This is a genomic window from Serratia sp. AXJ-M, from assembly GCF_046531865.1.
GTDB classification, from domain to species: Bacteria; Pseudomonadota; Gammaproteobacteria; order Enterobacterales; family Enterobacteriaceae; genus Serratia; species Serratia liquefaciens.
The window spans coordinates 3421606-3446281 of the sequence record NZ_CP059394.1; the positions used below are offsets into that span (position 1 = coordinate 3421606).

22 protein-coding genes and 1 tRNA gene are annotated in these 24676 nt (G+C 60.1%); 6 read left to right on the forward strand and 17 right to left on the reverse strand.

The window, feature by feature from the left end; translation table 11 throughout:
* Window positions 1-254: 254 nt before the first annotated feature.
* Genes H0S68_RS16080 through H0S68_RS16105 form a run of 6 tightly spaced genes read right to left on the reverse strand, consistent with a single transcriptional unit; the run spans window position 255 to window position 7546 of the window.
* On the reverse strand, window positions 255-1373 hold the full coding sequence (locus H0S68_RS16080; protein ID WP_130016415.1) for an alkylhydroperoxidase domain protein: 1119 nt from the start codon (window positions 1371-1373) through the stop codon (window positions 255-257).
* The gene (locus H0S68_RS16085; protein WP_130016416.1) at window positions 1370-2416 is read right to left on the reverse strand and encodes a putative FMN-dependent luciferase-like monooxygenase; all 1047 of its coding nucleotides are present in this window, start codon (window positions 2414-2416) and stop codon (window positions 1370-1372) included. The genes H0S68_RS16080 and H0S68_RS16085 overlap by 4 nt, the downstream gene beginning before the upstream one ends.
* Window positions 2406-4082 (reverse strand): dipeptide ABC transporter ATP-binding protein, encoded by a 1677-nt coding sequence (locus tag H0S68_RS16090; protein ID WP_130016417.1) that lies wholly within the window; start codon window positions 4080-4082, stop codon window positions 2406-2408. The genes H0S68_RS16085 and H0S68_RS16090 overlap by 11 nt, the downstream gene beginning before the upstream one ends.
* On the reverse strand, window positions 4079-4969 hold the full coding sequence (locus tag H0S68_RS16095) for an ABC transporter permease (protein WP_115058480.1): 891 nt from the start codon (window positions 4967-4969) through the stop codon (window positions 4079-4081). The genes H0S68_RS16090 and H0S68_RS16095 overlap by 4 nt, the downstream gene beginning before the upstream one ends.
* The gene (locus H0S68_RS16100; RefSeq protein WP_130016434.1) at window positions 4966-5910 is read right to left on the reverse strand and encodes an ABC transporter permease; all 945 of its coding nucleotides are present in this window, start codon (window positions 5908-5910) and stop codon (window positions 4966-4968) included. The genes H0S68_RS16095 and H0S68_RS16100 overlap by 4 nt, the downstream gene beginning before the upstream one ends.
* Before the next feature lie 10 nt (window positions 5911-5920).
* Window positions 5921-7546, reverse strand: coding sequence for a TIGR04028 family ABC transporter substrate-binding protein (locus tag H0S68_RS16105; RefSeq protein ID WP_041414747.1), 1626 nt, complete (start codon window positions 7544-7546; stop codon window positions 5921-5923).
* 175 nt (window positions 7547-7721) lie between these two features.
* Here H0S68_RS16105 and H0S68_RS16110 point away from each other — a divergent pair, with 175 nt between their 5' ends.
* Window positions 7722-7970, forward strand: coding sequence for a hypothetical protein (locus H0S68_RS16110; protein ID WP_048762549.1), 249 nt, complete (start codon window positions 7722-7724; stop codon window positions 7968-7970).
* Between the two features lie 16 nt (window positions 7971-7986).
* On the opposite strand, the gene H0S68_RS16115 is transcribed toward H0S68_RS16110, so the two are convergent.
* Window positions 7987-8616 carry a serine-tRNA(Ala) deacylase AlaX gene (locus tag H0S68_RS16115; protein ID WP_048762548.1) on the reverse strand — a complete coding sequence of 210 codons (630 nt, stop codon included), beginning with the start codon at window positions 8614-8616 and terminating at the stop codon, window positions 7987-7989.
* A gap of 84 nt (window positions 8617-8700) precedes the next feature.
* Between H0S68_RS16115 and H0S68_RS16120 the strand changes: the two genes are divergently transcribed.
* Window positions 8701-9636 carry a LysR family transcriptional regulator gene (locus H0S68_RS16120; protein ID WP_020827703.1) on the forward strand — a complete coding sequence of 312 codons (936 nt, stop codon included), beginning with the start codon at window positions 8701-8703 and terminating at the stop codon, window positions 9634-9636.
* Here H0S68_RS16120 and alkB read toward each other — a convergent pair.
* A complete protein-coding gene (gene alkB / locus H0S68_RS16125; protein WP_020827704.1) occupies window positions 9619-10266 on the reverse strand; it encodes a DNA oxidative demethylase AlkB in 648 nt (215 codons plus the stop codon). The two genes, H0S68_RS16120 and alkB, sit on opposite strands and share 18 nt — an antisense overlap.
* Before the next feature lie 139 nt (window positions 10267-10405).
* Between alkB and rarD the strand changes: the two genes are divergently transcribed.
* Window positions 10406-11299, forward strand: a complete 894-nt coding sequence (rarD, locus tag H0S68_RS16130) for an EamA family transporter RarD (protein WP_122079838.1) — start codon at window positions 10406-10408, stop codon at window positions 11297-11299.
* 37 nt (window positions 11300-11336) lie between these two features.
* Here the strand turns inward: rarD and H0S68_RS16135 are convergent, their stop codons facing one another.
* From H0S68_RS16135 to citC, 9 genes are all read right to left on the reverse strand, one after another.
* Window positions 11337-12032 carry a 4'-phosphopantetheinyl transferase gene (locus H0S68_RS16135; protein ID WP_201896222.1) on the reverse strand — a complete coding sequence of 232 codons (696 nt, stop codon included), beginning with the start codon at window positions 12030-12032 and terminating at the stop codon, window positions 11337-11339.
* A gap of 104 nt (window positions 12033-12136) precedes the next feature.
* On the reverse strand, window positions 12137-13366 hold the full coding sequence (gene agp / locus H0S68_RS16140) for a bifunctional glucose-1-phosphatase/inositol phosphatase (RefSeq protein ID WP_048762545.1): 1230 nt from the start codon (window positions 13364-13366) through the stop codon (window positions 12137-12139).
* A 150-nt stretch (window positions 13367-13516) separates the two neighbouring features.
* On the reverse strand, window positions 13517-14980 hold the full coding sequence (locus tag H0S68_RS16145; RefSeq protein WP_020827708.1) for an anion permease: 1464 nt from the start codon (window positions 14978-14980) through the stop codon (window positions 13517-13519).
* Window positions 14981-15019: 39 nt separating this feature from the next.
* Complete coding sequence (gene citG, locus H0S68_RS16150) at window positions 15020-15943, reverse strand: triphosphoribosyl-dephospho-CoA synthase CitG (RefSeq protein WP_410529469.1); 924 nt, start codon at window positions 15941-15943, stop codon at window positions 15020-15022.
* A complete protein-coding gene (gene citX, locus H0S68_RS16155; RefSeq protein WP_129940858.1) occupies window positions 15924-16472 on the reverse strand; it encodes a citrate lyase holo-[acyl-carrier protein] synthase in 549 nt (182 codons plus the stop codon). Before citX ends, citG begins: the two co-directional genes overlap by 20 nt.
* 4 nt (window positions 16473-16476) lie before the next feature.
* A complete protein-coding gene (citF, locus tag H0S68_RS16160) occupies window positions 16477-17982 on the reverse strand; it encodes a citrate lyase subunit alpha (protein ID WP_044552441.1) in 1506 nt (501 codons plus the stop codon).
* Window positions 17982-18902 carry a citrate (pro-3S)-lyase subunit beta gene (gene citE / locus H0S68_RS16165; protein WP_020827712.1) on the reverse strand — a complete coding sequence of 307 codons (921 nt, stop codon included), beginning with the start codon at window positions 18900-18902 and terminating at the stop codon, window positions 17982-17984. The genes citF and citE overlap by 1 nt, the downstream gene beginning before the upstream one ends.
* Window positions 18886-19194, reverse strand: coding sequence for a citrate lyase acyl carrier protein (gene citD / locus H0S68_RS16170; protein WP_048762543.1), 309 nt, complete (start codon window positions 19192-19194; stop codon window positions 18886-18888). Before citD ends, citE begins: the two co-directional genes overlap by 17 nt.
* Window positions 19191-20264: a [citrate (pro-3S)-lyase] ligase gene (gene citC, locus H0S68_RS16175; RefSeq protein WP_273848613.1), complete on the reverse strand. Its 1074-nt coding sequence runs from the start codon at window positions 20262-20264 to the stop codon at window positions 19191-19193. Before citC ends, citD begins: the two co-directional genes overlap by 4 nt.
* Before the next feature lie 331 nt (window positions 20265-20595).
* On the opposite strand from citC, the gene dpiA reads away from it, so the two are divergent.
* The 3 genes from dpiA to H0S68_RS16190 all read left to right on the forward strand — a co-directional run bounded on the left by dpiA (window position 20596) and on the right by H0S68_RS16190 (window position 24674).
* Window positions 20596-21282, forward strand: coding sequence for a two-component response regulator DpiA (gene dpiA / locus H0S68_RS16180; protein WP_410528837.1), 687 nt, complete (start codon window positions 20596-20598; stop codon window positions 21280-21282).
* Between the two features lie 113 nt (window positions 21283-21395).
* Window positions 21396-24485: a beta-galactosidase gene (locus H0S68_RS16185; protein ID WP_410528838.1), complete on the forward strand. Its 3090-nt coding sequence runs from the start codon at window positions 21396-21398 to the stop codon at window positions 24483-24485.
* A 113-nt stretch (window positions 24486-24598) separates the two neighbouring features.
* Window positions 24599-24674, forward strand: a tRNA-Asn gene (locus H0S68_RS16190).
* The last annotated feature ends 2 nt before the right edge of the window (window positions 24675-24676 follow it).

Genomic DNA, 24676 nt, shown 5'->3' on the forward strand with positions numbered 1-24676 from the left:
TCCCTGCCCTGTAAAAATGTATTTGCGCCGAACAGAACTGTCCTGACCGCATTAGATTTATTGTAGGGCTGAGTATCTGAGCATTAATGAACATGGGCAATTATTGCATTTTGAATTCTTCGTAATGTTAACGAAAAGAGGTGTGTGGATTTGTTAACCGAGTTAAAAACCTGTAGGGAACGGTAATAATTATTCTTTAATTGCCTAGGGGCGCATACTTTCGCCCCATTAACATGGATTGTGCTGAGGGTTATTTATAGATCGTCGAAAGGCTCGCCGAGCGTCAGCATCAGCCGATTGGCCCAGGCGAAGAACGCGGTCGATTGCACCAGATCCAGCAACGCCAGTTCGTCCAACCCTTGCTCGCGCAACGCCGCCAGATGCCCGGCATTGACCTGCGGCGGCGTGGCGGACAGCGCAGCGGTGAAGTCTATCTGCGTCCGCCACGGCTCCCCTTGCCCCTCACTCAAAATGCCGCCCGGGGCCACATCCAGCAGGCGCTGTACTTCATCCGTATACTTGGACAACTGCGCCGCCTTGCGGGCATGCACCGAAGCGCAATAGATGCAGCCATTCACCTTACTGGCCACCGTTGCCGCCAGCTCGCGATCCTTACGTTCCAACCCACCCGGCGTGTAGAAAATGGCGCGATCCGCCAACGTTCTCTGCTCCAGCACCGGATGGTTACGCGCCAGCAGGCGGAAGTAATCCGAGTCGCTGTGCCCGAAGCGCGTCAAAAGCGCCTGGCCTTGCTCATCAAACTCTGCCAGCGGCTTGGCAGCAATCCAGGGCTCCCAACCCAGTTCCTGGCGGGTAAACACCGGTGGTGCGTGGCGGCCGCCAAGAGTCACGGATTCGGTACGCCAACCGCCAGCCCTGACGGGTGCTCCGCCGGAGCTTTCGAGTGGTTTTCCTTCAAGCAGCCGATAACCCGTTAGCAAGCGGCTCTGAAAACTAACAAAGGCGATCAGCTGCGACAGGGTGACGATAGCGTCCAGCGACCAGCCGGCCTGTTGCAATGCCTGCAAATGCTGCGCGTCGGCGCTGGCGGGTTTGAACGCCAGCCTTTCGGCGTGATCGAACGCTGCCTGCAAATGCGGGCCAGGCTGAACGCCCCTCTCCTGCTGCAACAAGGTGCCGTAGTGTGCAGCAAGCAGCTTGTCCGCATGCCATTCGCTGATGCGCTGCGCGAGCTGCAACCGTTGCACGACGGGGAAATCGCCGGCATCAGCGGGGGAGAACAGCGCCAGATAGCTGGCCTGAATCGCATCTGTCGCCGCTTGTCGGGTAGCTCTGGCCTGAGCCAATGCAGAATTGGGGGCGATCTCTGCCAGCTCAGCCAGCAAATCTTTAGAGAGCAATGTTGCAGTCATACCTTTTCCTCAGCGTGATGTTCGTAGGAGACGGATGCGGGATTGCGGCGTTGCCAGCCCAGCTCCGGGGCAACGTGGCGGGCGATCAACTCAATAGAACGCAGGATGGTGGCGTGCGGCGGATCGATAGAGTGCACCTGGAATGCCAGATCGGTCACTCGCGCCAGCGCGCTGTCTTTTTGCAATGAAGCAATCACCTGCTCCGGGGTGCCAAGGTGCACGTCAAAGGCGCGGATCAGCCCATCAAGCGACTCGTCGGACGGCCGGTGGCCACTGGCGCGCAGGCGATCAAGTCCACGGCTCAACCCTTTGGCGGCAAAGTCCCGCGCCTGTTGGCCATGGTCGGTTACCAATGCGGTGCGCGATCCCATGATACGCGGCGCAATGCCAGGCGGCAGCGCCGCCAGATAAGCGTCGATAATCGGGTTCTGCAATTCGTCCAGCGGCAAATCCGGCGCATCTGCCGGGCGCGGCTGAGTACGCGACAGCATCAGGCCGTCACCGGCCCGCCCGGCGCGCTCGCCGCCTTCCACCGAAAAGGTCGCCTGCCAGACCCGTTCGGCCAACTGCGGTGCCGCCGGATACAGGCGGTTATCTTCGCCACCCAGGGCCTCACCGCGCCAGGCTCGCAGCAGGGTGCTGAAATTGTCGGCAAACACCGCGTGACGCTGTGTGGCGTCGAAACCGAAGGCGCTGAACGAAGAAGGCGTGCCGCCTGCAGCGATACCGACTTCCAACCTGCCGTCGGACAGCAGATCCAGCACCGCAGTGTCTTCGGCCACCCGAATCGCAGACTCCATCGGCAGCGTGATCACCCCGGTGCCGAGCCGGATATGGCGGGTTCGCGCCGCCACCTGCGCCAGAAACACCAGCGGTGAAGGCAGGCCGCCCTCGTCCTCATGAAAATGGTGCTGCGCCACCCAGGCGCTGTCAAAGCCGGCCCGTTCGGCATGCACGATCTGTTCGGTCGCCAGCCGATAACGCTGCTGCGCACTGCCCTGATCCAGCAGCCGGGTGAAAAAACCGAGTCTTTTACTGCTCATAGAATGCATCCTCAATCTGGGGCTGTTCGGCATAAAGCTGACGGCCGGGAATGGCTTCAATCAGCTGACGTGTGTAATCGCTGCCCGGCATGGCGAACAGCTCACCGGTCGCCCCGCTGTCCACCTGCACGCCGCGGTGCAACACCGAAACGCTGTGGGAAATCTGCCTGACCGTGGCCAGGTCGTGTGAGATAAATAAATAGGTCAGCCCCAATTCCTGCTGCAAATCCTGCAGCAACCGCAGGATCTGCGCCTGAACCGTGACATCCAATGCCGAAGTGGCTTCATCCAGCACCAGTACCCGCGGCTGCAGCACCAGCGCCCGGGCGATCGCCACCCGCTGTCGCTGGCCACCGGAAAGTTCGCGAGGTTTACGGCTCAGCAATTCGTTCGGTAGCGCCACGCGTTCAAACAAATCTCGCACCCGGCGATAGCGCTCGGCCTGGGTCAGCGGCTCGAAATTCAGCAGCGGCTCTTCAATCACCTGATACAACGTCTGGGACGGATCGAGCGAACCGAATGGGTTCTGATACACCAGCTGAATGCGGCGGCGGAACTGGCGCAGCGCTTCGCCCTTCAAGCGCGTAAAGTCGACGCCGTCGATAATGATTTGCCCGGCGTCCGGCCGTTGGAAACCGAGCAGGCAGCGCGCCAATGTGGTTTTACCGGAGCCGGACTCCCCCACCAGCGCATGGGTAGTGCCGCCAGGCACGCTGAACGACACTTGGTCCAGCGCCCGATAAGTTTTGCCACCGCTACCGGCCAGGGGGAAATCTTTCACCAGCCCATTGACCTGGATCGCCAGCTCCTGCGTGCGGTGACCGGGTTGCGGCACCACTGCACGGCTCAATGAGGGCACATCAGCAAACAGCCGGCGGGTATAGTCGCTGGCAGGGGCGCGCAGCACCTCGGCAGTCACTCCCTGCTCCTGTACCCGGCCATGGCGAAATACCAGCAGCCGATCGGCGCGTTCCGCCGCCACCGCCAGATCGTGGGTCACCAGCAGCACCGCAGTGCCAAACTCCTGCCGCAGTTCGTCGATCAGATCGAGAATGCGTTTTTGCACCGTGACATCCAGCGCACTGGTCGGCTCATCGGCGATAATCAACGCCGGTTGCAGCGCAATGGCAATGGCGATCAACACCCGCTGTTTCATGCCGCCGGAAAGCTCGTGCGGATACTGACGCGCCCGCAGCTCCGGATGCGTCAAACCGACGCGGGTCAACAACGCCACCACCCGCTGCTGCAGCTGCTTGCGCGGCAGCCGACGGTGAATGTTGATGATCTCTGCCACCTGATCGCCAATGGTTTTCACCGGATTGAGTGAGCTGGAAGGATCTTGTGGGATCAAACTGATTTGCGCCCCGCGTACCGCATCCAGACGCTTTGATGACCAGTGGCTGATGTCGGTGCCGTTCAGCCGTATTGCCCCCTGCTCCAGGCGACCGTTTTCCGTCAGCAAACCAATGATTGCCTGCGCGGTGGTGGTTTTGCCGGAACCGGACTCGCCGACCAGCGCCACCACTTCCCCAGGCTGAATGGCAAACGACACCTGATGCACCACCCGCTGATTGCCAGCCGCGCCCTGATAGGCGATCGAAACCTGTTCCAGCTCCAGTACCGGTGGTGTGGCGCTCGCCCGTTGTAATGCGCTCTGAATACTCATACTGGCGTTCTCCCCAATGCGCGGCTGATGCGGTTGGCCGCCAGAACCACCGCCACGACCGCCAGCCCCGGGAAGGTGGTTAGCCACCAGGCGGTGGAAATATAGTTGCGCCCTTCGGCGATCAGCAGCCCCCACTCTGGCGTCGGCGGTGGCGTGCCGTAACCCAGGAAGCTCAAGGTAGCAATCGCCAGAATCGCGCTGCCGAACTGCAATGCCGAGAAGGCAATTACCGAGGTTAACGAGTTCGGCAAAATGTGCCGCCACAGCACCGCCCAGAAGGTACCGCCGCTGCCATAGGCCGCCTCGACGTAATCGCTGTGGCGTACCCGTACCACCTCGGCGCGCGCCAGGCGGGCAAAGTTCGCCACCGAGGTAATCCCCACGGCGATGGCGGCGTTAACCGTGCCGAAGCCCAGCAAAATAATGATGCTCAACGACAGCAGCAGACCGGGAATCGACAGCAACACGTCGACAAGGCGCATCACCGCGTCATCCGCGATGCCGCCCACCGCACCGGCAATCAGCCCCAGCGCGGTGCCCAACAGCAGGCCTAAAGCGACCGCCACCAGCGCGGCGGACAGCGTCTGCGAAGCGCCATAAACAATGCGCGCATAGAGGTCGCGCCCCAGTTGATCGGTGCCCAACCAATGTTCGCCCCCCGGTGCCAAACGCTGCGCCCCGGCAATGCCTTCGGTGCCGCTGTAGGCCGTGAACAGCTGCGGTGCCAGCGCCCACAGCACCGCGATGGCAATCACCGCCCAGGCCAGCAACAGCGTCAGCGGTACACGACGGCGGCGCGGACGGTGCGTTGGCAAAGTGCCTTCGCTTTCCACCGCGCCCAGATCGCGCTCCGGCACGCTGGATTTCTCAAAGGAGATACTGCTCATACGGCGGCTCCTGTATGGGTTTTCAATCGCGGATCCAGCAGCGGGAACAGCAGATCCACCAGCAGATTGAGGGTGACGAAAGCGGCGGCGGAAATCACCACGATCGCTTGCAGCACCGCGACGTCCTGATTCAGCACCGCCTGCAAGGTGAGTTGCCCCAGCCCGCTGCGGCCAAACACGGTTTCGGTAATCAACGCACCGGCGATCAGTTCGCCGAGTAAAATACCGGCGATGGTCAGCACCGGCAGCATGGCGTTACGCGCCACGTGCCGCCACAGCACCCGGCTGCGGCTGGCGCCTTTGGCACGGGCCACGGCGACAAAGGGTTGGGTTTGTACCTGGTCGATACTGCGGATCAGGAGCTGCGCCAGCGGGGCGGAAATCGGTATTGCCAGCGTCACAATCGGCAGGATCAGCCCTTCCCACTCCCCCGGATTGATCACCGGGATCAGCTTGAGCCGAAAAGAAAACAGCTGGATCAGCACAATGCCCAACCAGAAGGTCGGCACCGAGACAAACAGCGATGGCAGCGACTGCAGCAATGACCTCAGCCAGCCAAAGCGGGTCAAATTGGAGATAAAGGCCAACGCCAACGCCAGGATCAGCGCCAGCGAAAACCCCAATAGCGCCAGTTGCAACGTGGCGGGCAAGTTGGTGGCCAACAGCTCCGTCACCGGCACGCCGGCCTGAATGGAATAGCCGAGATCCCCGCGCAGCACGTTGCCCAGCGCATGCAGATACTGCTGCCACAGCGACACATCGGCGCCATAGGCCGCGCGCATATCGGCGATCTGCGCCGGGCTAAGGCCCATGTCCGGGTTCTGAAACTTAATCAGAATGGCATCACCCGGCAGCACCTGCAGTAAGATAAACGACAGGCTAAAGGTCGCCCACAGCACCAGCAGCGCCTGCCCGATACGCCTTGCCAGATATCGGCTCATCATGGTCTCCTCAGCGTTTTTCCAGCCATGCGCCGTAGAAACTCGGGCGGCCGACCGCTTCAAAACTTACGCCCTTGAGATAAGGCGCTCCGGCAAACACCTGCGGCTCTTCGAAGAACGGGATCACGTAGGCCTGATCGAGCAGGTAGTTTTGCGCTTCGCCGGCAATCTGCAGGCGTTTTTGGGCATCCACCTCTGAAGCGATGCCCAGCAGCAGCGCGTTCAGCTTGTCATCTTTAAATGCGCTGTTTTTGCCCGTCCCGCCTTGCTGTAACAGCGCATCGCGGTTGGTCGGGTAAAACTGACTTTTAATCACATCCGGATCGGCCCGCCCCACTTCCACCACCGCCGCCGGGGTTTTCTGCGGATCCAGGTTATCCGCCACCTTGCTACCGGCGTCGCCCGCCAGAATGTTCAAACGCGCACCGACCTTGCCCCACTGCTGTGAAACCAGCTGCAGCACCGCCTTGTTCTGCGGTTGCGGCAGCGATTCATAAACGTTCAACAACAGTTTTTTTCCGTCCTTCTCACGCAGGCCGTCGCCGCCCTTCTTCCAGCCCGCTTCATCCAGCAGGCGGTTAGCCAGCGCCGGGTCGAATTTCAGTTTGGCGGAAAGATCGACAAAACCGGCGGCGGAAGAAGCAATCACCGATTTGGCCTGCGGATAGTTAACGGAGAACAGCGTCTCGACGATCTGCTTGCTGTCGGTGGCGTGCAGCAATGCCTGACGCACGCGCAGGTCGCTCACCAACGGGTTGTCCGGCCGGAAGGCCACGCTGTCATTGACGCCGCGCGTTGGGGCGGCGTAGATAGTGAAACCCTGATCCTGGGTTTGTTTCTCGTCATAGGCCTGGATCTGCCGAATAAAGTCCGCCTGCCCGGCCTGCAATGCGCCAATACGTACGCTGTCTTCGCCGGTCACGATCACCTTGATACCGTCCAGATTGGCGCGCCCCTGCTGCGTCAGCCTGGCCGGGCCCCAGCGGTAATCTTTGCGCACGCTGAGATCCACTTCGCGCCCCAGCGTTTCGGCACTGACCACGAATGGGCCGGAGCCGATGATATGGCGCGCGTCACCCAATTCGTCATAATTACGGTTTAAGGTGCTGAGAGAAACCAGCCCTGACCCTATGGTGGCAGTACCCTGCAGGAAACCCGGCGAAGAGCGCTTGAAGTAGAACTTCACGGTCAAGGGATCGATCACTTCACTGTGGTCATAGTTATTGATCACCTCGGAGACCGGCAGACGTTTCTCTTTGTTGCCCAGGCCATAGGTATCGAAGTTCTTCGCCACCGCGTTGGCGTCCAGCGGCGTACCGTCCGAGAAGGTCACGCCCGGCCGGAGCTTGAAGGTGTATTCGGTTTTGTCGGCGTTACTGCTCCAGGATTCGGCGATCCACGGCTCAATCTCCAGCGTTTTTGGGTTCTGGTAGGTCAGCTTGTCGGTGATCTGGTTGAGGATGCCGCCGTTGGGGTAGAAGCCGCCGGAAGGCGGATAAAGGTTGGTGTGCGCCTGCTGTTCCAGGTAGATCAGCGTGCCGCCCTGCACCGACGCCAGCGCCGGAGTAGCCGCCACCGTCAAGCCCAATGCCACTGTTATTCCGCTGGTTAATCTATTGAAAGAGAACTTAAACATAGTGTGCCACGCCTTCTTTATTTCGGAATGTTATGGATTAGATAACAAACCAAATCGGCGGGGAGTTGAACGAACTAATTTCGCTAACCTATGGCGGAAAATGCACAAGGCAGCGACGGTTGGCAGAATGGGTGTTTTGTTATAACGTATCAGAAATCACATCGGGGAGACGAAAATGAAAATTCAGCTTTCGCTGTTGTTCCTTGGCCTGTTGGCCGGTCGGGCCGCCGCGTTTCAGTCCAAGGTGCCCGAGCCAAGGCCTGAACAGGCGCGCGCAGCGGAAAACAGCCTGGAGAATATGTTTTACGGTTTTCACGCGATGGACGCGCAACCGGTCAATATCGGTACCTGCGCGGCGTTGCCGCAGGCGGGATGCCAGTGCGCGTTCTGCACCATGCTGCGGCAGGCCGGGCCGGCGAAATAGCCACCCGGACGACGTTTTAATCTAGCGCGTACTGAACAATCAACTGGCCTTTTTTCACTTTGAGCGCCGTGATGTTTACCGCGCCCAGCTCCGCCAGCGAGGGCACATGGGTGCCACCGCAGCCATAGGTCGGCAGTTCGCCAAATCCCACCTGCCGCAGGCCGTCAACCGCCACCTGTCTGCGCGGAAGGTCTGCCGCAATCAGCCTTGCCAGCTCCGCCTGAAGAAAATCCTGATCCAGCGTTTGTGGCTCAGCGCCCGGTGTGAAAGTGATCCGCCCTTCGCCCGGCCAGTGGTGCGCCTTCACCGGTTGCCAGCCGCGGGTTTCCCCCAGCCAGCCGATCAGATGCCCGGCGGAGTGCCAACGGGTATGCAACCGACGCTGTTCACCATCAACCTGCACGCTCACCGGCCCTGCGGCCAACGGCTCGGCGGTGAAATGCAGCACCTTGTCGCCCTGCTGCGCCACGCGTAGCACCGGGATGCCGCCAAGCTTACCGCCGTCGGCCGGTTGTCCGCCGCCCTGCGGGTGAAACAATGTGGCGTCCAGCTCTATCGCGTATCCACCCTCTTCCATCGGGGTACAGGCCAGCACCTGCGCTGCGCCCTGTAATTCGTCGCTATAATAATAAAGCCGTTCGGTCATGGTTTTTCTCCTGATTAGAGAGCCCATTATATTCATGCCATAATCAAAGGATAATCCGTCAATAACACAATGGACCTTTGCGCTGTGAGCACAAATCTCTCTCATTCGCTGCTGGCCGAAATGGCCGTGTTTGTCCAGGTGGTCGAGAGCGGCAGTTTTTCCGCCGCCGCCCGTCGACTGGGCACATCCCCCTCTGCCGCCAGCCGCAGCGTGGCTAAACTGGAACAGGCGTTAGCATTGCAACTGCTACACCGCACCACGCGCAAATTGCGGCTAAGCGAACAGGGCGAAGAAGTATTTCAACGCTGCCGCAGCATGCTGGACGCCGCGCACTCGGTGATGGAGTTCAGCGGGCGCGGTGCAGTAGAGCCTGAAGGCTTGGTCAGCGTCAGCGTGCCCAAGGCGGTGGGGCGTTATGTGCTGCACCCGCACATACCGGCGTTTTTACGCCGCTATCCCAAAGTCGACGTTCGCCTGCGGCTGGAAGACCGCTATATGGATTTGATTGATGATCGGGTCGATCTGGCGCTGCGCATCACCGAACGCCCTTCCCCTGGGCTGATTGGCCGCCAACTGATGACCATCGACCACCTGCTGTGCGCCACACCGGCTTATCTGGCACAGCAGGGAACGCCGCGGCATCCGCAGGATTTGGCGCAGCACAGCTGCATTTATCTGGGTGAAACGCCGAACGACGCCCGTTGGAAATTCCGCCAGGCCGGGAAAACGGTGACGGTCAACGTACGTGGGCGCTACGCCGCCAACCATACCGGCGTGCGGCTGGATGCGGTGAAACAGCACATTGGCATTGGCAGCCTGCCGTACTTTACCGCCCGTCAGGCGCTGGACGACGGCGAAGTGGTGCAGGTGCTGCCGCAATGGGATTTCCTCAGCAGTTACCACGGCGGGCTGTGGTTGCTGTATGCCCCCAATCAGTACCTGCCGCCCAAGCTGCGGGTGTTTATCGACTATCTGGTGGCCTGCCTGGCGAAAGAGCCGCAGCTAAAGCGCCTTGCGTAAGGTGATATTGATACGGTGCGGCCCCACCAGCGAATGGTAGCCTTCCTTGATCGGCATAATGCCGTGAAAACACAGCCGCGACGGGCCGCCCCACACCACCACGTCGCCGTGCGCCAAAGGAATGCGCTGGGCCCGATCGCTACGTTGCATGCCGCCGAACTGGAATACCGCCGGCAGCCCGAGGGAAACGGAAACGATCGGCGAACCGAAATCATGCTCGTCTTTGTCCTGATGCAATGACAGCTTGCTGCCCGGATCGTAGCGGTTCATCAGGCAGGAATCCGGTACAAACGGGGCAAAGCCCGCCTGCTGTGCCGCTTCATCCGCCAGCGCCATCAGGATATCCGGGATCGGCGGCCAACGTTTGCCGCTGCGCGAATCGCGCTCCGAATAGCGGTAACCGCGGCTGTCGCTGCTCCAGCCGTTGCCGCACCAGCTCATCGCCACCGACATCACATGACCGCCCGGCGTAGTCATGTGCCGCCAGGGCACCTGAGCAATCACCCCATGCACCGCCGCCAGCAGTTCTGGGCCGTGATCGCGCACAAAACCGTGCATCACCACCGCGCCTGGCGCAATCTGTTCCCGCCACGGCGGCGGCACGGAGTCTTCAAAAAGATCGAGGGTCATGACAAAACACCTGTATTAATACACAGTATTTATTTTAACTTGCCGTTGGCGATTGTCCAGCCTGATGCGCCGCATTGTTGTTAGCGCTAAACTTCTCTAGAGTACCGGCAATAAAATCAATAACTTTTCAGGATCGCATGTGATTAAAGGGATCGTTCTTTCCGTCATCGCCTCGGTATTGTTCGGCGTGATGTATTACTACACCTCTACCCTGACCCCGCTTGACGGTGAGCAAGTCTTTGGCTGGCGTACCCTGCTGACGGTGCCGTTTTTGACGCTGTTTATGGTGCTTTCCGCCGACTGGCGCAAGGTCAGCGAGACCTTGAGTTGGATAAAACAGCGGCCGCGCCGCCTGCTGTTTCTGCCGCTGAGTTCGGCGCTGCTGGGGGTTCAGCTCTGGCTGTTTCTCTGGGCACCGCTGCACGGCAAGGCGTTGGAGGTATCGCTCGGCTATTTCCTGCTGCCGCTGACCATGGTGCTGGCAGGACGCCTGATCTTCCGCGATCGCCTTTCGCTGCTGCAAAAACTGGCGGTCAGCTGCGCCATTATCGGCGTCGGCAACGAGTTGTATCAGGTCGGCGGCGTGTCCTGGACCACCTTGCTGGTGGCGCTGGGCTACCCGGTGTACTTTATCCTGCGTCGCCGTTTCGGCACCGACAACCTGGGTGGCTTGTGGTGTGAGCTAACGCTGATGCTGCCGGTCGCCGCCTGGTTCGCTTTCGGGGGCAACGGGCCACTGGCGGCGTTGAGCATCAGCCCGGCACTTTATTGGCAAATCCCGCTGTTGGGGGTGATCAGCGCCGCTGCGCTGGTGTGCTATATCCTGGCCAGCCGTCTGCTGCCGTTCAGCCTGTTCGGCCTGCTGAGCTATGTGGAGCCGGTGCTGTTGGTGGTGGTGGCCTTGCTGCTTGGCGAGAGTATCGGCCGGGATGAATGGCTGACCTATATTCCTATCTGGCTGGCGGTGCTGCTGTTGGTGTCGGAAGGGGCCAGCCACCTGCTGCGCCGCAGGCGAATCCACCGGAAAATGTGACAGTGCAACGCCGAATTCTTGGCTTTATTTTATTGATTTATAAATAAATAAAAGTTGTGACATCGTCACCTTGTTGCCAGTAACGGCCGCAGAAACGGCGACCTGCATGGCACTGCGGCGTAAGGGTTTTGAGCAGTTCCAATTCGAACGTCTGTCGTTGCGTATCCAGCGTGACCAGGCGTGCGTCAAGAAAGTCAAAATAGCAGCGCACCTGCGGATATAGCGCTTTGAACAGGCTCTCTTTGGCGGAAAAGGCCAAGGTCAGCAGGTGGTTAAATGGCTGTGAATGAGCGTGCAGTTGGGCAGATTCCGCCTCGCTAACGATCGCTCGCTGCAGCTCCTCCGCACGCGCGGCGGGAATGAGCGTTTCAACGTCCAGCCCCACGCCGCCCAACCCGGGTTCCGGATGCACCGCGCAAAGCGCTGTGCCCGCATTGTGGCTGAGCGCACCGGCGATACCCGGCGGCCACTGCGGTGCCCGGTCTTCGCCGCGCAACAGCGTGAAATCCGCAAAACCCAGCGGTGCCAACAAGGTCCGCGCCAGATAACGCCCGGCCAGATATTCCGCCCGCCGCTTTGGCACCGCACGCGCCAGATGTTCGGGGAGCGTCATGCCAATGGCAGCGAAACAATCATCCTGGTAGTGCGCCACAGAAAAGCGGCAACGGGCAACCTGCCCCGGGTAATCGTCCAGGTTCAACCGTTCAAAGGTGGGAATAAAAGAAGAGAACACGGGTTGTCCATATTGGGTGTGCAGAACGCTAATTTTAGACGCCGAGCTCCTGAGCAACAATGATTATTCCTCTCCCCCGTTACCGAGGGAGAGGCACGACAGGATTACAGAATCCCTTTCATGGTTTTTTCGAAGTCGCTCCAGGCGCAGTAGCCCTGCTTATCGATTGGGCAGCCTTTTAACGCCATCGTCACGCGCTGTGGCGGGGTTTTCAGCGTCAGCGGAGTGGCATTGCGCAACTGGTCGGTGGATTGATACACGTACTCGATTTTCAGCAAATCGCGATCGTTTTTCTTATCGTGCCAGCGCTGGAACACCAGCTTGCCGCCAATCGGCGTTTTCTCATATTGATGCGGCAGTTGGTACGGCTTGAACTCCATCGCCGACAGCAGGGAGGCAATGTTGGAGTCGTGCCCCACCAGCACCGTTACCTTCGGTGAATCCGGCTTGCGTTCGCCAATCAGTGCGCCGTTGATATACGTCAGCAGCGGTTTGGCCACGTTTTGCGCCACTACCGGCGAGGTAAACAGCGAATCCTGATAGCCGTCCTTCAGCTGCGCCAACTGTTTCCACTGCTGTGGCGTGGTGATTTTGCCCCAGGCCACGTCCTTCATCGGGAAGCCTTCGTAATATTGCAGCATAAAGGCGTCCACCAGCGAGTTCCCTACCCGCAGCGGCCCGGCCACACCCGGCTCTTTGCCCGGCACCGCGCTCATTTTGCTGGCTTCTTTGGTCAGATCGCAGTGCTTGTCGGTTTTACAGGCGCTGGAATCTTTGTAATCGATGATTTTTTCTAATTGCTTGTAGGAGGCGTCCAGCTTCAACGAGGCCAGTTCGGCGTTCATTGCCCCCAGAGCCTGCTGATTGAAAGCTTCGCTGTTGTCAGTGATGATCGGGTTGAAGGTGGGATCCATCTCCCCCATTTTGTCCTGATGATGCACGCTGACGTCACAACCGGGGAAAGCACCGTTGGTAAAGAACTGCGCGGTCGCCACCGTGCGTTGCAAACTGTTGGCATAGACGTAAACGCTGCCGGCGGTCGGGCAGCCTTCCTGCGGCAATACTCCGGTTTGCTTGAGCCACGCATTGAAGTAGTGGCCCATATACACTTCCAGCACCCCGCCCTTGGTGGTCAGCAGACCACCCGGCGTGTCCCAGGCCGGCCAGGCTTTAGGGGTGGACTGCGCCAATACGCTGCCGTTATTGGCCAGCGGCGCACGCAGGTTATGGCGGCTCATCACCAGCACCTGATCCAATTGATAGTCGTTGGTTTCCGCCAAGGCAGTCCCGGTCATAAATAACGGCAAGCACAGCAATAAAGTTTTTCTTTTCATCCGCAGAGGCTCCAGGATTGTGATTATTTTTAATGTGTTAGCTATTGCTTCGCTATCATGGAGAGGTTAACGCCGAAAGTGTGTGATGAGCATCACAGGGAAAGGTCTGCTCAGCGGCCCTTCGCCGAGGGCCGCCGATAATTTAGAAAATCACATCCACAAACGCATGATCGGCCAGCCGATCAACAACAGCGCGGCGATGTACACCACGCCCAGAATACCGCCCATCCGCCAGTAGTCTTTCGACTTCACGTAGCCACAGCCGTAAATGATAACCCCAGGACCGGTGGCGTACGGCGTCAGCACGCCCATGATGCCGATCGACAGCACCAGCAGCATCGACAGCTGCTCCATAGGCACGCCCGGCAGGCCTTTACCGACGGCAAGGATCACCGGCAGCAGGGTTGCCGTGTGCGCCGACAGGCTGGCGAACAGGTAGTGAGCGAAGTAGAACACCAGGACCAGCGCCACGACCGTCATATCCGGCGAGAATCCGTCCAGATGGGTGCTCATGGTCAGCGCGAACCAGTCGATAAAACCGGAGCGCGTCAGGCCGTTGGCCATCACCACCAGCGTCGCCAGGTTCACCAAGGTGTTCCAGGCGCTGGAATATTTGGTGATGTCCTTCCACGACACTACGTGTAAGGCCAGCATCAGCGATACCGCCAACAAACAGACCGTGGTGGCATCCAATATCTTGCCGCCAAACACCCACAGACACAGGCTGAGCAGCACCAGGCCAATCAGCGTGTACTCCTTGCGCGTCAGCTTGCCCATTTCCCCCAGCGCGCTATTGGCCCAGGAAGCGACTTCGCTGCTGTGCGTAACGCCCGGTTTGTACAGGTAATAGGAAATCAACGGCGCAATCACCAGCAGCAGCAGGCCGACCGGCAGGAAGGCCAGGAACCACTGCATCCAGCTGATATGCACGCCGGCGATTTTACTGACGAACTCGATACCCAGCACATTAGGTGCGGCGCCGGTGACGAACATCGAGGAGCTGATGCTGGTCCCGACCACCATCATCCACATCAGGTAACCGCCGATGCGCCGTGAGGAGGGATCGTTGGGGAAGGAATCAAACAGCGGCGGCAGGTTTTTCACCACCGGGAACACGGTGCCGCCGGTACGGGCGGTGTTGGACGGGGTAAAAGGCGCCAGCAGGATATCGATGATCACCACCGCATAACCGAGCGTCAGGGTACGCTTGCCCATAAACTTCACCAAAAACAGCGCAATGCGTCGCCCCAGCCCAGTGGCTTCGTAGCCGAGCGCAAAGATAAATGCGCCGAACACCAGCCAGACGGTGGTGCTGGAGAATCCGGCCAGCCCCCATTTCAGCGCCTCTTTACCGGCCTTGAAGCCCGGCTCCGCTAATTCCTGCGCCCCGAACAGCACCCAGTTGGCGCTCAGCACGCTGAGGGTCACGGCGATAAAGCTGATCGCCGTCGCCGGGATCGGCTCCAGGATCATGCCGACAATCATCGCCACAAAAATGGCGAAGTAGCGCCAGGCCTGCGGCGGCATGCCGTCGGGCGTGGGTATCCAGAGCAGGATCGCCAGCACCAACAGCGGCGCCAGCGCTTTCCAGATTTTTTCCTTGGTTTCGGACATAAGTTTCTCCTGAAGACGGGTTATTTTTTTAGCTATGCCCTAGGGATTCCAAGTTGTGGCTTGAAAGGCGGCGGGCTTAGTGGAATTCGGTAATTGCGCCAGCAGCCAGGTGACGATCAACAGATCGGCACTGCCACCTGGGCTGAGATTGCGGTGAATGCACTCGGCGTCGAACTGCCGCAGGCGTGCTATGCCCTGCTTGCCCTGGGCTCCCCCCTGCGCCAGCAGTTCGCCGGCACGCCGCTGCAACCAACGCAGGCCTTCGAGACCGCCGCGTGAGGCGACGTTGGTGTCATCGTTGTTGGCCATTAGCCACAGCAGGCTGTCCATCAGCGCCGTTTGCTCATCGCACCCGTCGTTCAGCCGTTGCAGGTACAGCGGCAGCGCACCGTTAATCACCCGCTCGAAGCCGGACTCTGCCTCGCCGCGCGCGCCGCTCAGGCCGTGTTGGGCAAACAGCCTTTGGCCGGCGGTCTGCAACGCATTGCGCTGTTGCAGCTCGCGTGCCACCAGCCCACGACACATCGACGCCACTTCGGCGCACAGCGTGGCGGCGTCAATAGGCTGCGGCCTCTGGGACAGGCGGCCGAAAGCGGTGCACAACAGGCCGAGGGAAAATACGCTGCCTTTATGGGTGTTGACGCCACCGGTGGCCTGGAACATGTGGTTTTCGCAGGCCAGCCCCAGCGGACGCAGCCTGACCAACTGCTCGGCAGCCGGGCAATGGGCGTCTTCCTGCCCCTGGCGGACAAAACGCGGCAGCCAGATGCCGATGGCGCGGGCGCTGCGGTAAAAATGGCCGATGTTCATGTCCCGGTGGGCACCGTTGTTGTGGCGATCCACCAGCCCCGGTTTGGGCGTCAGGTTCACTTCGACCAACAGGGCGCGGTAGGCGGCATGGGCAAAGCCACTGACCGGCGCCGATGGGCTACACCGGGCGAGTTCAACGGGTTGAGAGCGCATCATTGAGCATCCTTTCCATTTCCTGCAGCAGCTGTTCGCTGCTGTGTCGCCGCTGACGGGCGCAGATTTTGGCCGGCTGGCTGCACAGCAGGCAGCGGCGCTCCGCCAGCCCCAGATCGCGGCGCGATAAAATACGGCCCTCGGGATCCAGCACGTCGATATCCCACAGCCGACCTATCGGCTGCTGAACCTCCAGCTGCATGGCGCAGTCTTTCACCCGTTGGGCATCGGCCTGCAGCGCCATAAACCCTTCACAACCGGTGGAAAGCGCCAGCGCTTCCGCCTGCAGGCAGTGCCAGTTTTGCTCATGCCCCATTTGCTGCAGCGCCTGCCAGCCGAGGTTGAAGATGTTGCGGGTCAGGGCACTGTCTTTTACCGCACCGGGCACCACCAGCGTCAGCACCAGCAACGTGGAAGCATGCTGAGCTTGCCACGCCTGCTGCCGTGCCTGGCGGCACTCGCGGCTGGTCAGCAGTTCCGGCAGGCTGACGGCGCGGTTGGCGGCCAGTTCAGGAGGGACGCAGGTCATCACGTTACTCCGCCACCTGATGCACCACGTCGATCACCGAACCGTCGCGATAACGCACGACCGCCACCACTTTGTCGGTGAAGGCGATCGGCTGCGGTTCGCCGGTCAGCAACAGCGCACGCTGGCGCAGCCAGTCGATGCCAACCACCGGCAGCCCGGCCTCTTGCAGCCGCTGCGCCAACTCCGGCCGCGCCGGGTTAACGGCAATACCGTGATCGGTAACCAAAATGTCGATGCTGGAGCCCGGCGTGACGCAGGTGGTCACCTGCTCGACCAGCGTTGGAATGCGCCCGCGCACCAGCGGTGCGACGATGATCGCCAACCGTGCCGCCGCGGCGGTGTCGCAGTGACCGCCAGAAGCCCCGCGCAGCACGCCATCGGAACCGGTCAGCACGTTGACGTTGAAGCCGGTATCGATTTCCAGCGCGCTTAGCACCACCACGTCAAGCCGGTCGACCGAAGCGCCCTTCGAACTGAAGTTGGCATACTGATTGGCGCTGATTTCAATGTGATTGGGATTGCGCGCCAACGACATCGCCGCCGCACGGTCAAAACTCTGCACGTCCAGCAGGCGAGCAATCAGCCCTTTTTCATGCAGATCCACCATGGTTGAGGTAATGCCGCCGAGGGCGAAACCGGCGCGAACGCCACGCGCGCGCATTTTGTCTTCCAGAAAACGCGTCACCGCCAACGAAGCCCCACCGGTGCCGGTTTGCAGCGAGAAACCTTCGGTAAAGAAGCCGGAACCGGCAATCACTTCGGCGGCGCGGCGGGCAATCAGTAATTCACGCGGGTTAGAGGTCATGCGGGTGGCATCGGCACCGATCTTGTCGGCGTCCCCCACTCGCTCGAGTTGAACGATCAGATCGACCCGATCCTGCGCCAGGCTGGCCGGATGATGCGGATAAGGCAGGATCGCTTCGGTCAGCAACACCACGGTGCCTGCGGTATCGGCATCCACTTTGGCGTAGCCCAACGAACCGCAGCAGGCTTCGCCGCTGTAGCCGTTGGCATTGCCAAATTCGTCGCAGGCCGGAACCCCGAGGAAGGCGACGTCTATCGCCAGTTCACCGGACTCGATCAGGTTGACGCGGCCACCGTGGGAGTGAATTTGTACCGGTTCGGCCAGCAGGCCGCGTGAGATGGCATCCGCCAGCGGGCCACGCAGGCCGGAGGTGTAAATGCGGCTCACCACCCCGTTGCGGATATGGCCGACCAGCGGCGCATGGCATTCGCTCAGCGAGCTGGAGGCCAGCGTCAGGTTGCGGAACCCCATCGCCGCCAGCGTTTCCATCACCTGATTCAGCGCCAGATCGCCGCCGCGAAACGCATGGTGGAAAGAGATGGTCATTCCGTCCTGCAAACCGCTGCGGCGTACCGCCTGTTCCAGCGTGTCGCAGCGTTTGATATCGCGCGGCTTGCGCGCCTGCAGGTTGGCCTTGGAGGCATCCTGATAGCAGCGCAGGTCCGCCAGGTTGTTCAGGGTCATCAGTCGTTGTTGGCGTTTCATTATGCTTCCTCTCCGTGCTGAACCGACGCTTCGCGGATGCCGGAAAGCGCTGCGCGTTGCAATACCAGCCGCGCGCGTTCAATCACCGGGCTGTCGACCATCTTGCCGTTGAGCGACACTACCCCGCGCCCTTCCTGCTCCGCCGCCGCCGCGGCATCCACCACCCGCTGGGCGTGAGCCACTTCCTTGGCGGTTGGCGCATACAGGTTGTGCAGCAGTTCAATTTGCCGTGGGTTAATCAGGGATTTTCCGTCGAAACCGAGCTGTTTGATCAGCGCCGCTTCCTGCAGGAAGCCGGTTTCGTTATTGGCATCGGAATACACGGTGTCGAACGCCTGAATGCCCGCGGCACGCGCCGCCTGTAATATCGAGCAACGCGCAAACAGCAGCTCAATACCCTCCGGCGAACGTTCGGTACGCAGGTTGCGCACGTAGTCTTCCGCGCCGAGCGCGATGCCGATCAATCGCGGTGAGGCATGGGCGATGGCGACCGCCTGGGTGATCCCCGCCGCCGACTCAATCGCCGCCAGCAGGCCGGTACTGCCCACCGGACGCCCGCAGTCGGCTTCGATGGCGGCAATTTCGCGATCCATATCCACCACGTCCTGCGCGCTGTCGGTTTTCGGCAGGCGCACGATGTCCGCCCCGCCGCGCACTACCGCCTGCAGATCCGCCAGCCCGTAGGCGGAATCCAGCGCGTTGACGCGCACAATGGTTTCCACTTCCTGATACAGCGGGTGTTGCAACGCGTGATACACCAGCCGCCGCGCAGCGTCTTTTTCGCGCAGGATCACCGAGTCTTCCAGATCGAACATCAGCGCATCGGCCTGATAGATAAAGGCGTTGCTCACCATGGCCGCATTGGCACCGGGCACGAACAGCATGCTGCGGCGCAGACGGTGTTTATTCAGCGTTTTCATGATGCGCCCCCCATGGCAGTAGGCCGTTGTCGCTGGCGCGCATCAGCGCGGTTTCCAGCCGGGCCCGCAGCACGCAGTCGAGCGCGCCTTTGTCGTCGACCATCACCTGCACCGGCTCCACCTGATAACGTTGCAACACCTCCAGCAACGTTTGGCGGATGGCTTCGCCGAACTGTTTCTCTACGCTGCTGGCGATCAGCAGATCGTGTTCCGGCCCCTCGGCGGGGGCGATGCGCACCATGACATCGCTGGATTCCAGCGTGCCGGCCATTGCTTCTCGGATAATTTTCATCTTTCACCTGATTGTGCGGATTCAAAGGGGGGTGCCGCCGGCTTGGCCCGGCGCTGCGTTTGCAAATCTTGCAGGTAATACAGGGTGTCCGGCGGCACCAGCGGCGCGGCGGCGTGAAAGTCACCGGCAGCCAGCAGCTTGCGCACCCAGGAGGCGGAGATCGCCGTGCCCTGATATTGCAAACGCTCGATTTCCACCAGCGCGATCGGCGGGCTGGGCAGCGCCGGGGTTTCCAGCCAATAACGCATATCGCGGTTGTACTTGGCGGTGACCGCGCAGAAAGGCTCGTTGCCGACGAAGCGGTGGGTAATGCCCAACGCGGGCGCCAGATACTGACGGAAGATCTTCAGATCGATTTCGGTGTAGCAGTCGTCGGCAATACCTTGATCTTTAATGAAGTAACAGGGGAAGGTGGCGCGTGAAATGACGTATTGCGACCCTTCGTGCACCGTCAGGTTAGGAATGTCTGCGGTGCCCGCCAGCACCAGCCGCCGCCGATCTTCATAGCTGAAGCGCGAAGTATTTTCCTTGACCAAAAACAGGTGCAGCCAGTCGCATTGCGCAGCGGCCTGTCGCACCAGGTATTGGTGGCCGCGGGTAAAGGGGTTGGCGTTCATCACGATACTGCCGATGGTGGTGCCCGGCCGGCGCTGGCCCGCTAACTGAGCGGCATAGCGTTTCAGCCGGCACGGGCTGTTTTCCATCAGCACCACGATGCCCGGCACCCGGGCGATGGGGTAGAAACCGCATTGCTGGAACAGCGGCTCATTTTGGATTTTGGTGTAGATAAACAGCTGGGTGTGATGGCGTTCATAAGCCAGATTCACCAGCTCGGTTGCCAACGTCAGCCCCAAACCTTCGCCGCGCATTTGCGGGCTGATGGCGACGCACTTGATAATATTGTCGGCAATGCCGCCGCAGGCGACCAACTTATCGTTTTGCGTCACGGTAATAAATATTTCAACCGTGGTGTCAATATTCAGATCGTTACTGCGCAGGAAAGCATTAATCTGCGCGATACTTTTATGATCGGACCTTTTGACTCGATTAAATAGGGTGTCGCCCAACATAACACGCTCTCTGGGTTAACTATTAAATAACAAAATAAATACAAAAAAGAGTGTCAATTAACATTTATCACCGGAATTAAAACCTTAAAAACCATGGAGATAAATCCGCCAAGGACACTTAATGAAACAATGGTAAACAGAAAAAAATAGCGAATTATTGACCTATTTCACAAACCCCTTTCGGTTAATAAGTTATTTAATGTTCTTTATTTACTTAATTATTTTTATGGTGTTTATTATTGAGATAATCTTTATTTTACGCGGCAATTAGCTTACATTTTCGTAGCATATTGATCGCAATCTGCAAGACGACGGGGAGACGGGATTCACTATGGAATGGCTGAATATACTGATCGTCGAAGACGAAACGCCGCTGGCAGAAATGCACGCGGAATTTATCCGGCAAAACGGCGGCTGCCGACAAATCTGGTTGGCGGGTACCCTGGCGCAGGCCCGTACCATGGTCGAGCGCTTCAAGCCGGATCTGATCCTGCTGGATAACTTCCTGCCCGACGGCCAGGGCATTGAGCTACTGCGCGAACTGACGCTGAGCGGTTATGTCGGCGGTATCGTCTTTATCACCGCTGCCAGCGACATGGACACCGTGGCCGAAGCCCTGCGCTACGGGGTGTTCGATTACCTGATCAAACCGCTGGCCTATGATCGGCTGGCCCACACGCTATTGCGCTTCAGCCAGCGGCACCAGGCGCTGAAGGATAAGGCACACCTTAACCAGCGCCGCATTGATCAGATGTTCAATACCTACGCCCGCGGCGAGCCTATGGCGACATTGCCGGCAGGCATCGATGAGCTGACGCTGGTTAAAATACGCGGCCTGTTCGAACAGCCCTCGGTCAGCCACACGGCTGAAAGCGTTGCGCAACAGATGGGGTTAAGCCGCACCACGGCACGCCGTTATCTGGAGTTTTGTACCGCCGCCCAGCAGCTGCGCGCCGAAATCATTTACGGCAAGGTAGGCCGTCCGCAGCGGATTTACCGGCCTGCTCAGCCAGAATAAGCGGTTATTTGATCGCCCCTGCAAGCTTGAATGTAACCGCTTTACTTTTTGGGTTCTCCTCAGCATCTTATTCGGCATGATGCCCCTCTACTTTGCCGACAGGACGATCGCCGATGAGTGCTCTGCCCTCTCCTTCCCTGAAAGACCTTATTGCCCGCCGGGACTGGCAAAATCCGGCCTGCACCCATTATCAGCGGCTGGCTGCGCATCCGCCTTTTGCGAGCTGGCGCGATCTGAATGCGGCGCGTGACGACAGCCCCAGCAGCAGCCAGAAAACGTTAAACGGCGACTGGCAGTTCAGCTATTACCGCAGCCCGCAGGCGGTGCCCGAAGCCTGGCTGCGGCAGGACCTGCCCGATGCCGACCGGCTGGCGGTGCCGTCCAACTGGCAACTTGCCGGTTATGACGCGCCGATCTACACCAACGTCCGCTACCCGATCCCGGTTAACCCGCCGCTGGTCCCGGAAGAAAACCCGACCGGTTGCTATTCCCGCCAGTTCACCGTCGATCCCGCCTGGCTGGCCGAGGGGCAGACGCGCATTATCTTTGACGGCGTCAACTCGGCGTTTTACCTGTGGTGCAACGGTTATTGGGTCGGCTATTCGCAAGACAGCCGCCTGCCCGCCGAATTTGACCTCAGCCCCTGGCTGCAGGCCGGTGAAAACCGACTGGCGGTGATGGTGCTGCGCTGGTGTGATGGCAGCTATCTGGAAGATCAGGATATGTGGCGCATGAGCGGGATTTTCCGCGACGTCAGCCTGCTGCATAAACCCGCCACCCACCTGAGCGATATTCGCATCACAACCCCGCTTTACGACGGCTTCCGCCGTGGCGAACTGGTGGTGGAAGCGCACGTCAATCGACCGACACAGCACCGGGTACAACTGCAGCTGTGGCGCGATGGCCAGCTGATTGGCGAAAAAATCCAGGCGCTCGGCAGCGAAATTATCGACGAGCGCGGTGCCTATGATGACCGCACAACGCTGCGTCTGCCGGTGGAACAGCCTGCGCTATGGAGCGCTGAAACCCCAACGCTGTACCGGGCCACGCTGGCACTGTTGGCGCCAGACGGGGAAATTATTGAGGTGGAAGCCTATGACGTTGGCTTCCGTCAGATCGACATCAGCAACGGGTTGCTGAAGCTGAACGGCCAGCCGCTGCTGATCCGCGGCACCAACCGGCATGAACATCATCCGCAGCACGGCCAGGTGATGGATGAAGCCACGATGCGCCACGACATTCTGTTGATGAAACAGCACAACTTCAATGCGGTGCGCTGCTCGCACTACCCCAATCACCCGCTGTGGTACCGGCTGTGCGACCGCTATGGGCTGTACGTGGTCGACGAAGCCAATATTGAAACCCACGGCATGCAGCCGATGAACCGGCTTTCCGACGATCCGCTGTGGCTACCAGCGATGAGCGAGCGCGTGACGCGCATGGTGCAGCGGGATCGCAACCACCCCTGCATTATTATCTGGTCGCTGGGCAACGAATCCGGCCACGGCTGCAACCACGACGCGCTTTATCGCTGGGTGAAAAGCCAGGACCCGACTCGCCCGGTGCAGTATGAAGGCGGCGGCGCCAACAGCGCCGCAACCGACATTATCTGCCCGATGTACGCCCGGGTGGATCAGGATCAGCCGTTCCCTGCCGTGCCCAAGTGGTCGATCAAGAAGTGGATCGGCCTGCCGGATGAACAGCGGCCGCTGATCCTGTGCGAATACGCACACGCGATGGGCAACAGCTTCGGCGGTTTTGACCGTTATTGGCAGGCCTTCCGCCAGTATCCGCGCCTGCAAGGTGGCTTCGTCTGGGACTGGGTCGATCAGGCACTCACCCGCCGCGATGACAACGGAGATGAGTACTGGGCGTACGGCGGCGACTTCGGCGACACGCCTAACGATCGGCAATTCTGCCTTAACGGCCTGGTGTTCCCCGATCGCACGCCACACCCGGCGCTGTTCGAGGCGCAACGCGCCCAGCAGTTTTTCCAATTTGCCTTTGATGCCACAACGCTGACGTTGACCGTCAGCAGCGAGTACCTGTTCCGCCATAGCGATAACGAACGGCTGGACTGGCGACTGGAGCTGGACGGCCTAGAACGCGCCAGCGGCAGCTTTGACCTCGCGCTACCACCGCAGGGCAGCGCCAGCTTCCACCTGCTCGACCGCTTGCCGATACTTCATCAGCCCGGCGAGCTGTGGCTGAATGTGGCGGTGGTGCAGTCCAAGGCCACCGACTGGTCCGAAGCCAACCATCGCTGCGCCTGGGATCAATGGCCGGTACCGCGCACGCTGCATTTGGCGCCGCCGGCAACGAAAGGCCTTGCCCCACAGCTGAACCAGAATGAGCGGACGATTGAGATCGGCCATGGCGAGCAACGCTGGCAGTTTACCCGCGAAAATGGCCTCCTGAGCCAATGGTGGCAAGATGGCGAAGCGCTGCTGCTGACGCCGCTGCAAGATAACTTTATCCGTGCGCCGTTGGATAACGACATTGGCATCAGCGAAGTGGAACGTATCGATCCCAATGCCTGGGTCGAACGCTGGAAGCTGGCCGGCATGTACCGGCTGGAAGAGCACTGCGTGCTGCTGCAGGCCGATCTGCTGAGCGACGGCGTAAGGGTGGTGAGCGAGCACCGGTTCGGGGTAGATGGGGAAACGCTGTTATGCAGCCGCAAACAGTGGTTGTTCGACAGCCAGGGCGCGGTCAGCGTCAGCGTTGACGTCGCAATCGCCGCCAGCCTGCCGCCACCGGCGCGTATCGGCCTGACCTGCCAACTGGCGGACACCCATCCGCAGGTACAATGGCTGGGCCTGGGGCCGCATGAAAACTATCCGGACCGTCGCCTTGCCGCGCAATTCGGGCGCTGGCAACGACCGCTGGAAGAACTGCACACGCCGTACATCTTCCCCGGCGAAAACGGCCTGCGCTGCGACACCCGCCAGTTGCAGTACGGCGACTGGCACGTCGACGGGCAGTTCCACTTTTCACTCAGCCGCTACGGCCTGCGTCAGCTGATGGACTGTAGCCACCAGCATCTGTTGCTGCCGGAAGCCGGTACCTGGCTCAACCTGGACGGCTTCCATATGGGGGTCGGCGGCGACGATTCCTGGAGCCCGAGCGTCAATGCGGACTACCTGCTCAGCCGCAGCCATTACCACTATCAGCTGCGGTTAAAACGCGCGGAACTGGGCTAAATCTGCCAAAACCTCAACGGGTTGCGCATTCTGTAAGCAAACAGTCACAGAATGCGTAATCCGCCTTTGACATGCTGCCAACACCCCGTTATGATTCCGGCCGTTCACACGATTCCTCTGTAGTTCAGTCGGTAGAACGGCGGACTGTTAATCCGTATGTCACTGGTTCGAGTCCAGTCAGAGGAGCCATA

What these genes read in the sequence shown, in the direction of transcription:
- citF (WP_044552441.1), bottom strand. Translation starts at nt 17,982, where the DNA reads ATGAAACGCCAACAACGACTGATGACCCTGAACAACCTGGCGGACCTG.
- H0S68_RS16185 (WP_410528838.1), top strand. Translation starts at nt 21,396, where the DNA reads ATGAGTGCTCTGCCCTCTCCTTCCCTGAAAGACCTTATTGCCCGCCGG.
- H0S68_RS16110 (WP_048762549.1), top strand. Translation starts at nt 7,722, where the DNA reads ATGAAAATTCAGCTTTCGCTGTTGTTCCTTGGCCTGTTGGCCGGTCGG.
- H0S68_RS16100 (WP_130016434.1), bottom strand. Translation starts at nt 5,910, where the DNA reads ATGAGCCGATATCTGGCAAGGCGTATCGGGCAGGCGCTGCTGGTGCTG.
- agp (WP_048762545.1), bottom strand. Translation starts at nt 13,366, where the DNA reads ATGAAAAGAAAAACTTTATTGCTGTGCTTGCCGTTATTTATGACCGGG.
- H0S68_RS16115 (WP_048762548.1), bottom strand. Translation starts at nt 8,616, where the DNA reads ATGACCGAACGGCTTTATTATTATAGCGACGAATTACAGGGCGCAGCG.
- dpiA (WP_410528837.1), top strand. Translation starts at nt 20,596, where the DNA reads ATGGAATGGCTGAATATACTGATCGTCGAAGACGAAACGCCGCTGGCA.
- H0S68_RS16105 (WP_041414747.1), bottom strand. Translation starts at nt 7,546, where the DNA reads ATGTTTAAGTTCTCTTTCAATAGATTAACCAGCGGAATAACAGTGGCA.
- H0S68_RS16085 (WP_130016416.1), bottom strand. Translation starts at nt 2,416, where the DNA reads ATGAGCAGTAAAAGACTCGGTTTTTTCACCCGGCTGCTGGATCAGGGC.
- H0S68_RS16090 (WP_130016417.1), bottom strand. Translation starts at nt 4,082, where the DNA reads ATGAGTATTCAGAGCGCATTACAACGGGCGAGCGCCACACCACCGGTA.
- H0S68_RS16145 (WP_020827708.1), bottom strand. Translation starts at nt 14,980, where the DNA reads ATGTCCGAAACCAAGGAAAAAATCTGGAAAGCGCTGGCGCCGCTGTTG.
- H0S68_RS16080 (WP_130016415.1), bottom strand. Translation starts at nt 1,373, where the DNA reads ATGACTGCAACATTGCTCTCTAAAGATTTGCTGGCTGAGCTGGCAGAG.
- alkB (WP_020827704.1), bottom strand. Translation starts at nt 10,266, where the DNA reads ATGACCCTCGATCTTTTTGAAGACTCCGTGCCGCCGCCGTGGCGGGAA.
- citC (WP_273848613.1), bottom strand. Translation starts at nt 20,264, where the DNA reads ATGTTGGGCGACACCCTATTTAATCGAGTCAAAAGGTCCGATCATAAA.
- H0S68_RS16095 (WP_115058480.1), bottom strand. Translation starts at nt 4,969, where the DNA reads ATGAGCAGTATCTCCTTTGAGAAATCCAGCGTGCCGGAGCGCGATCTG.
- citE (WP_020827712.1), bottom strand. Translation starts at nt 18,902, where the DNA reads ATGAAAACGCTGAATAAACACCGTCTGCGCCGCAGCATGCTGTTCGTG.
- citD (WP_048762543.1), bottom strand. Translation starts at nt 19,194, where the DNA reads ATGAAAATTATCCGAGAAGCAATGGCCGGCACGCTGGAATCCAGCGAT.
- citX (WP_129940858.1), bottom strand. Translation starts at nt 16,472, where the DNA reads ATGACCTGCGTCCCTCCTGAACTGGCCGCCAACCGCGCCGTCAGCCTG.
- citG (WP_410529469.1), bottom strand. Translation starts at nt 15,943, where the DNA reads ATGCGCTCTCAACCCGTTGAACTCGCCCGGTGTAGCCCATCGGCGCCG.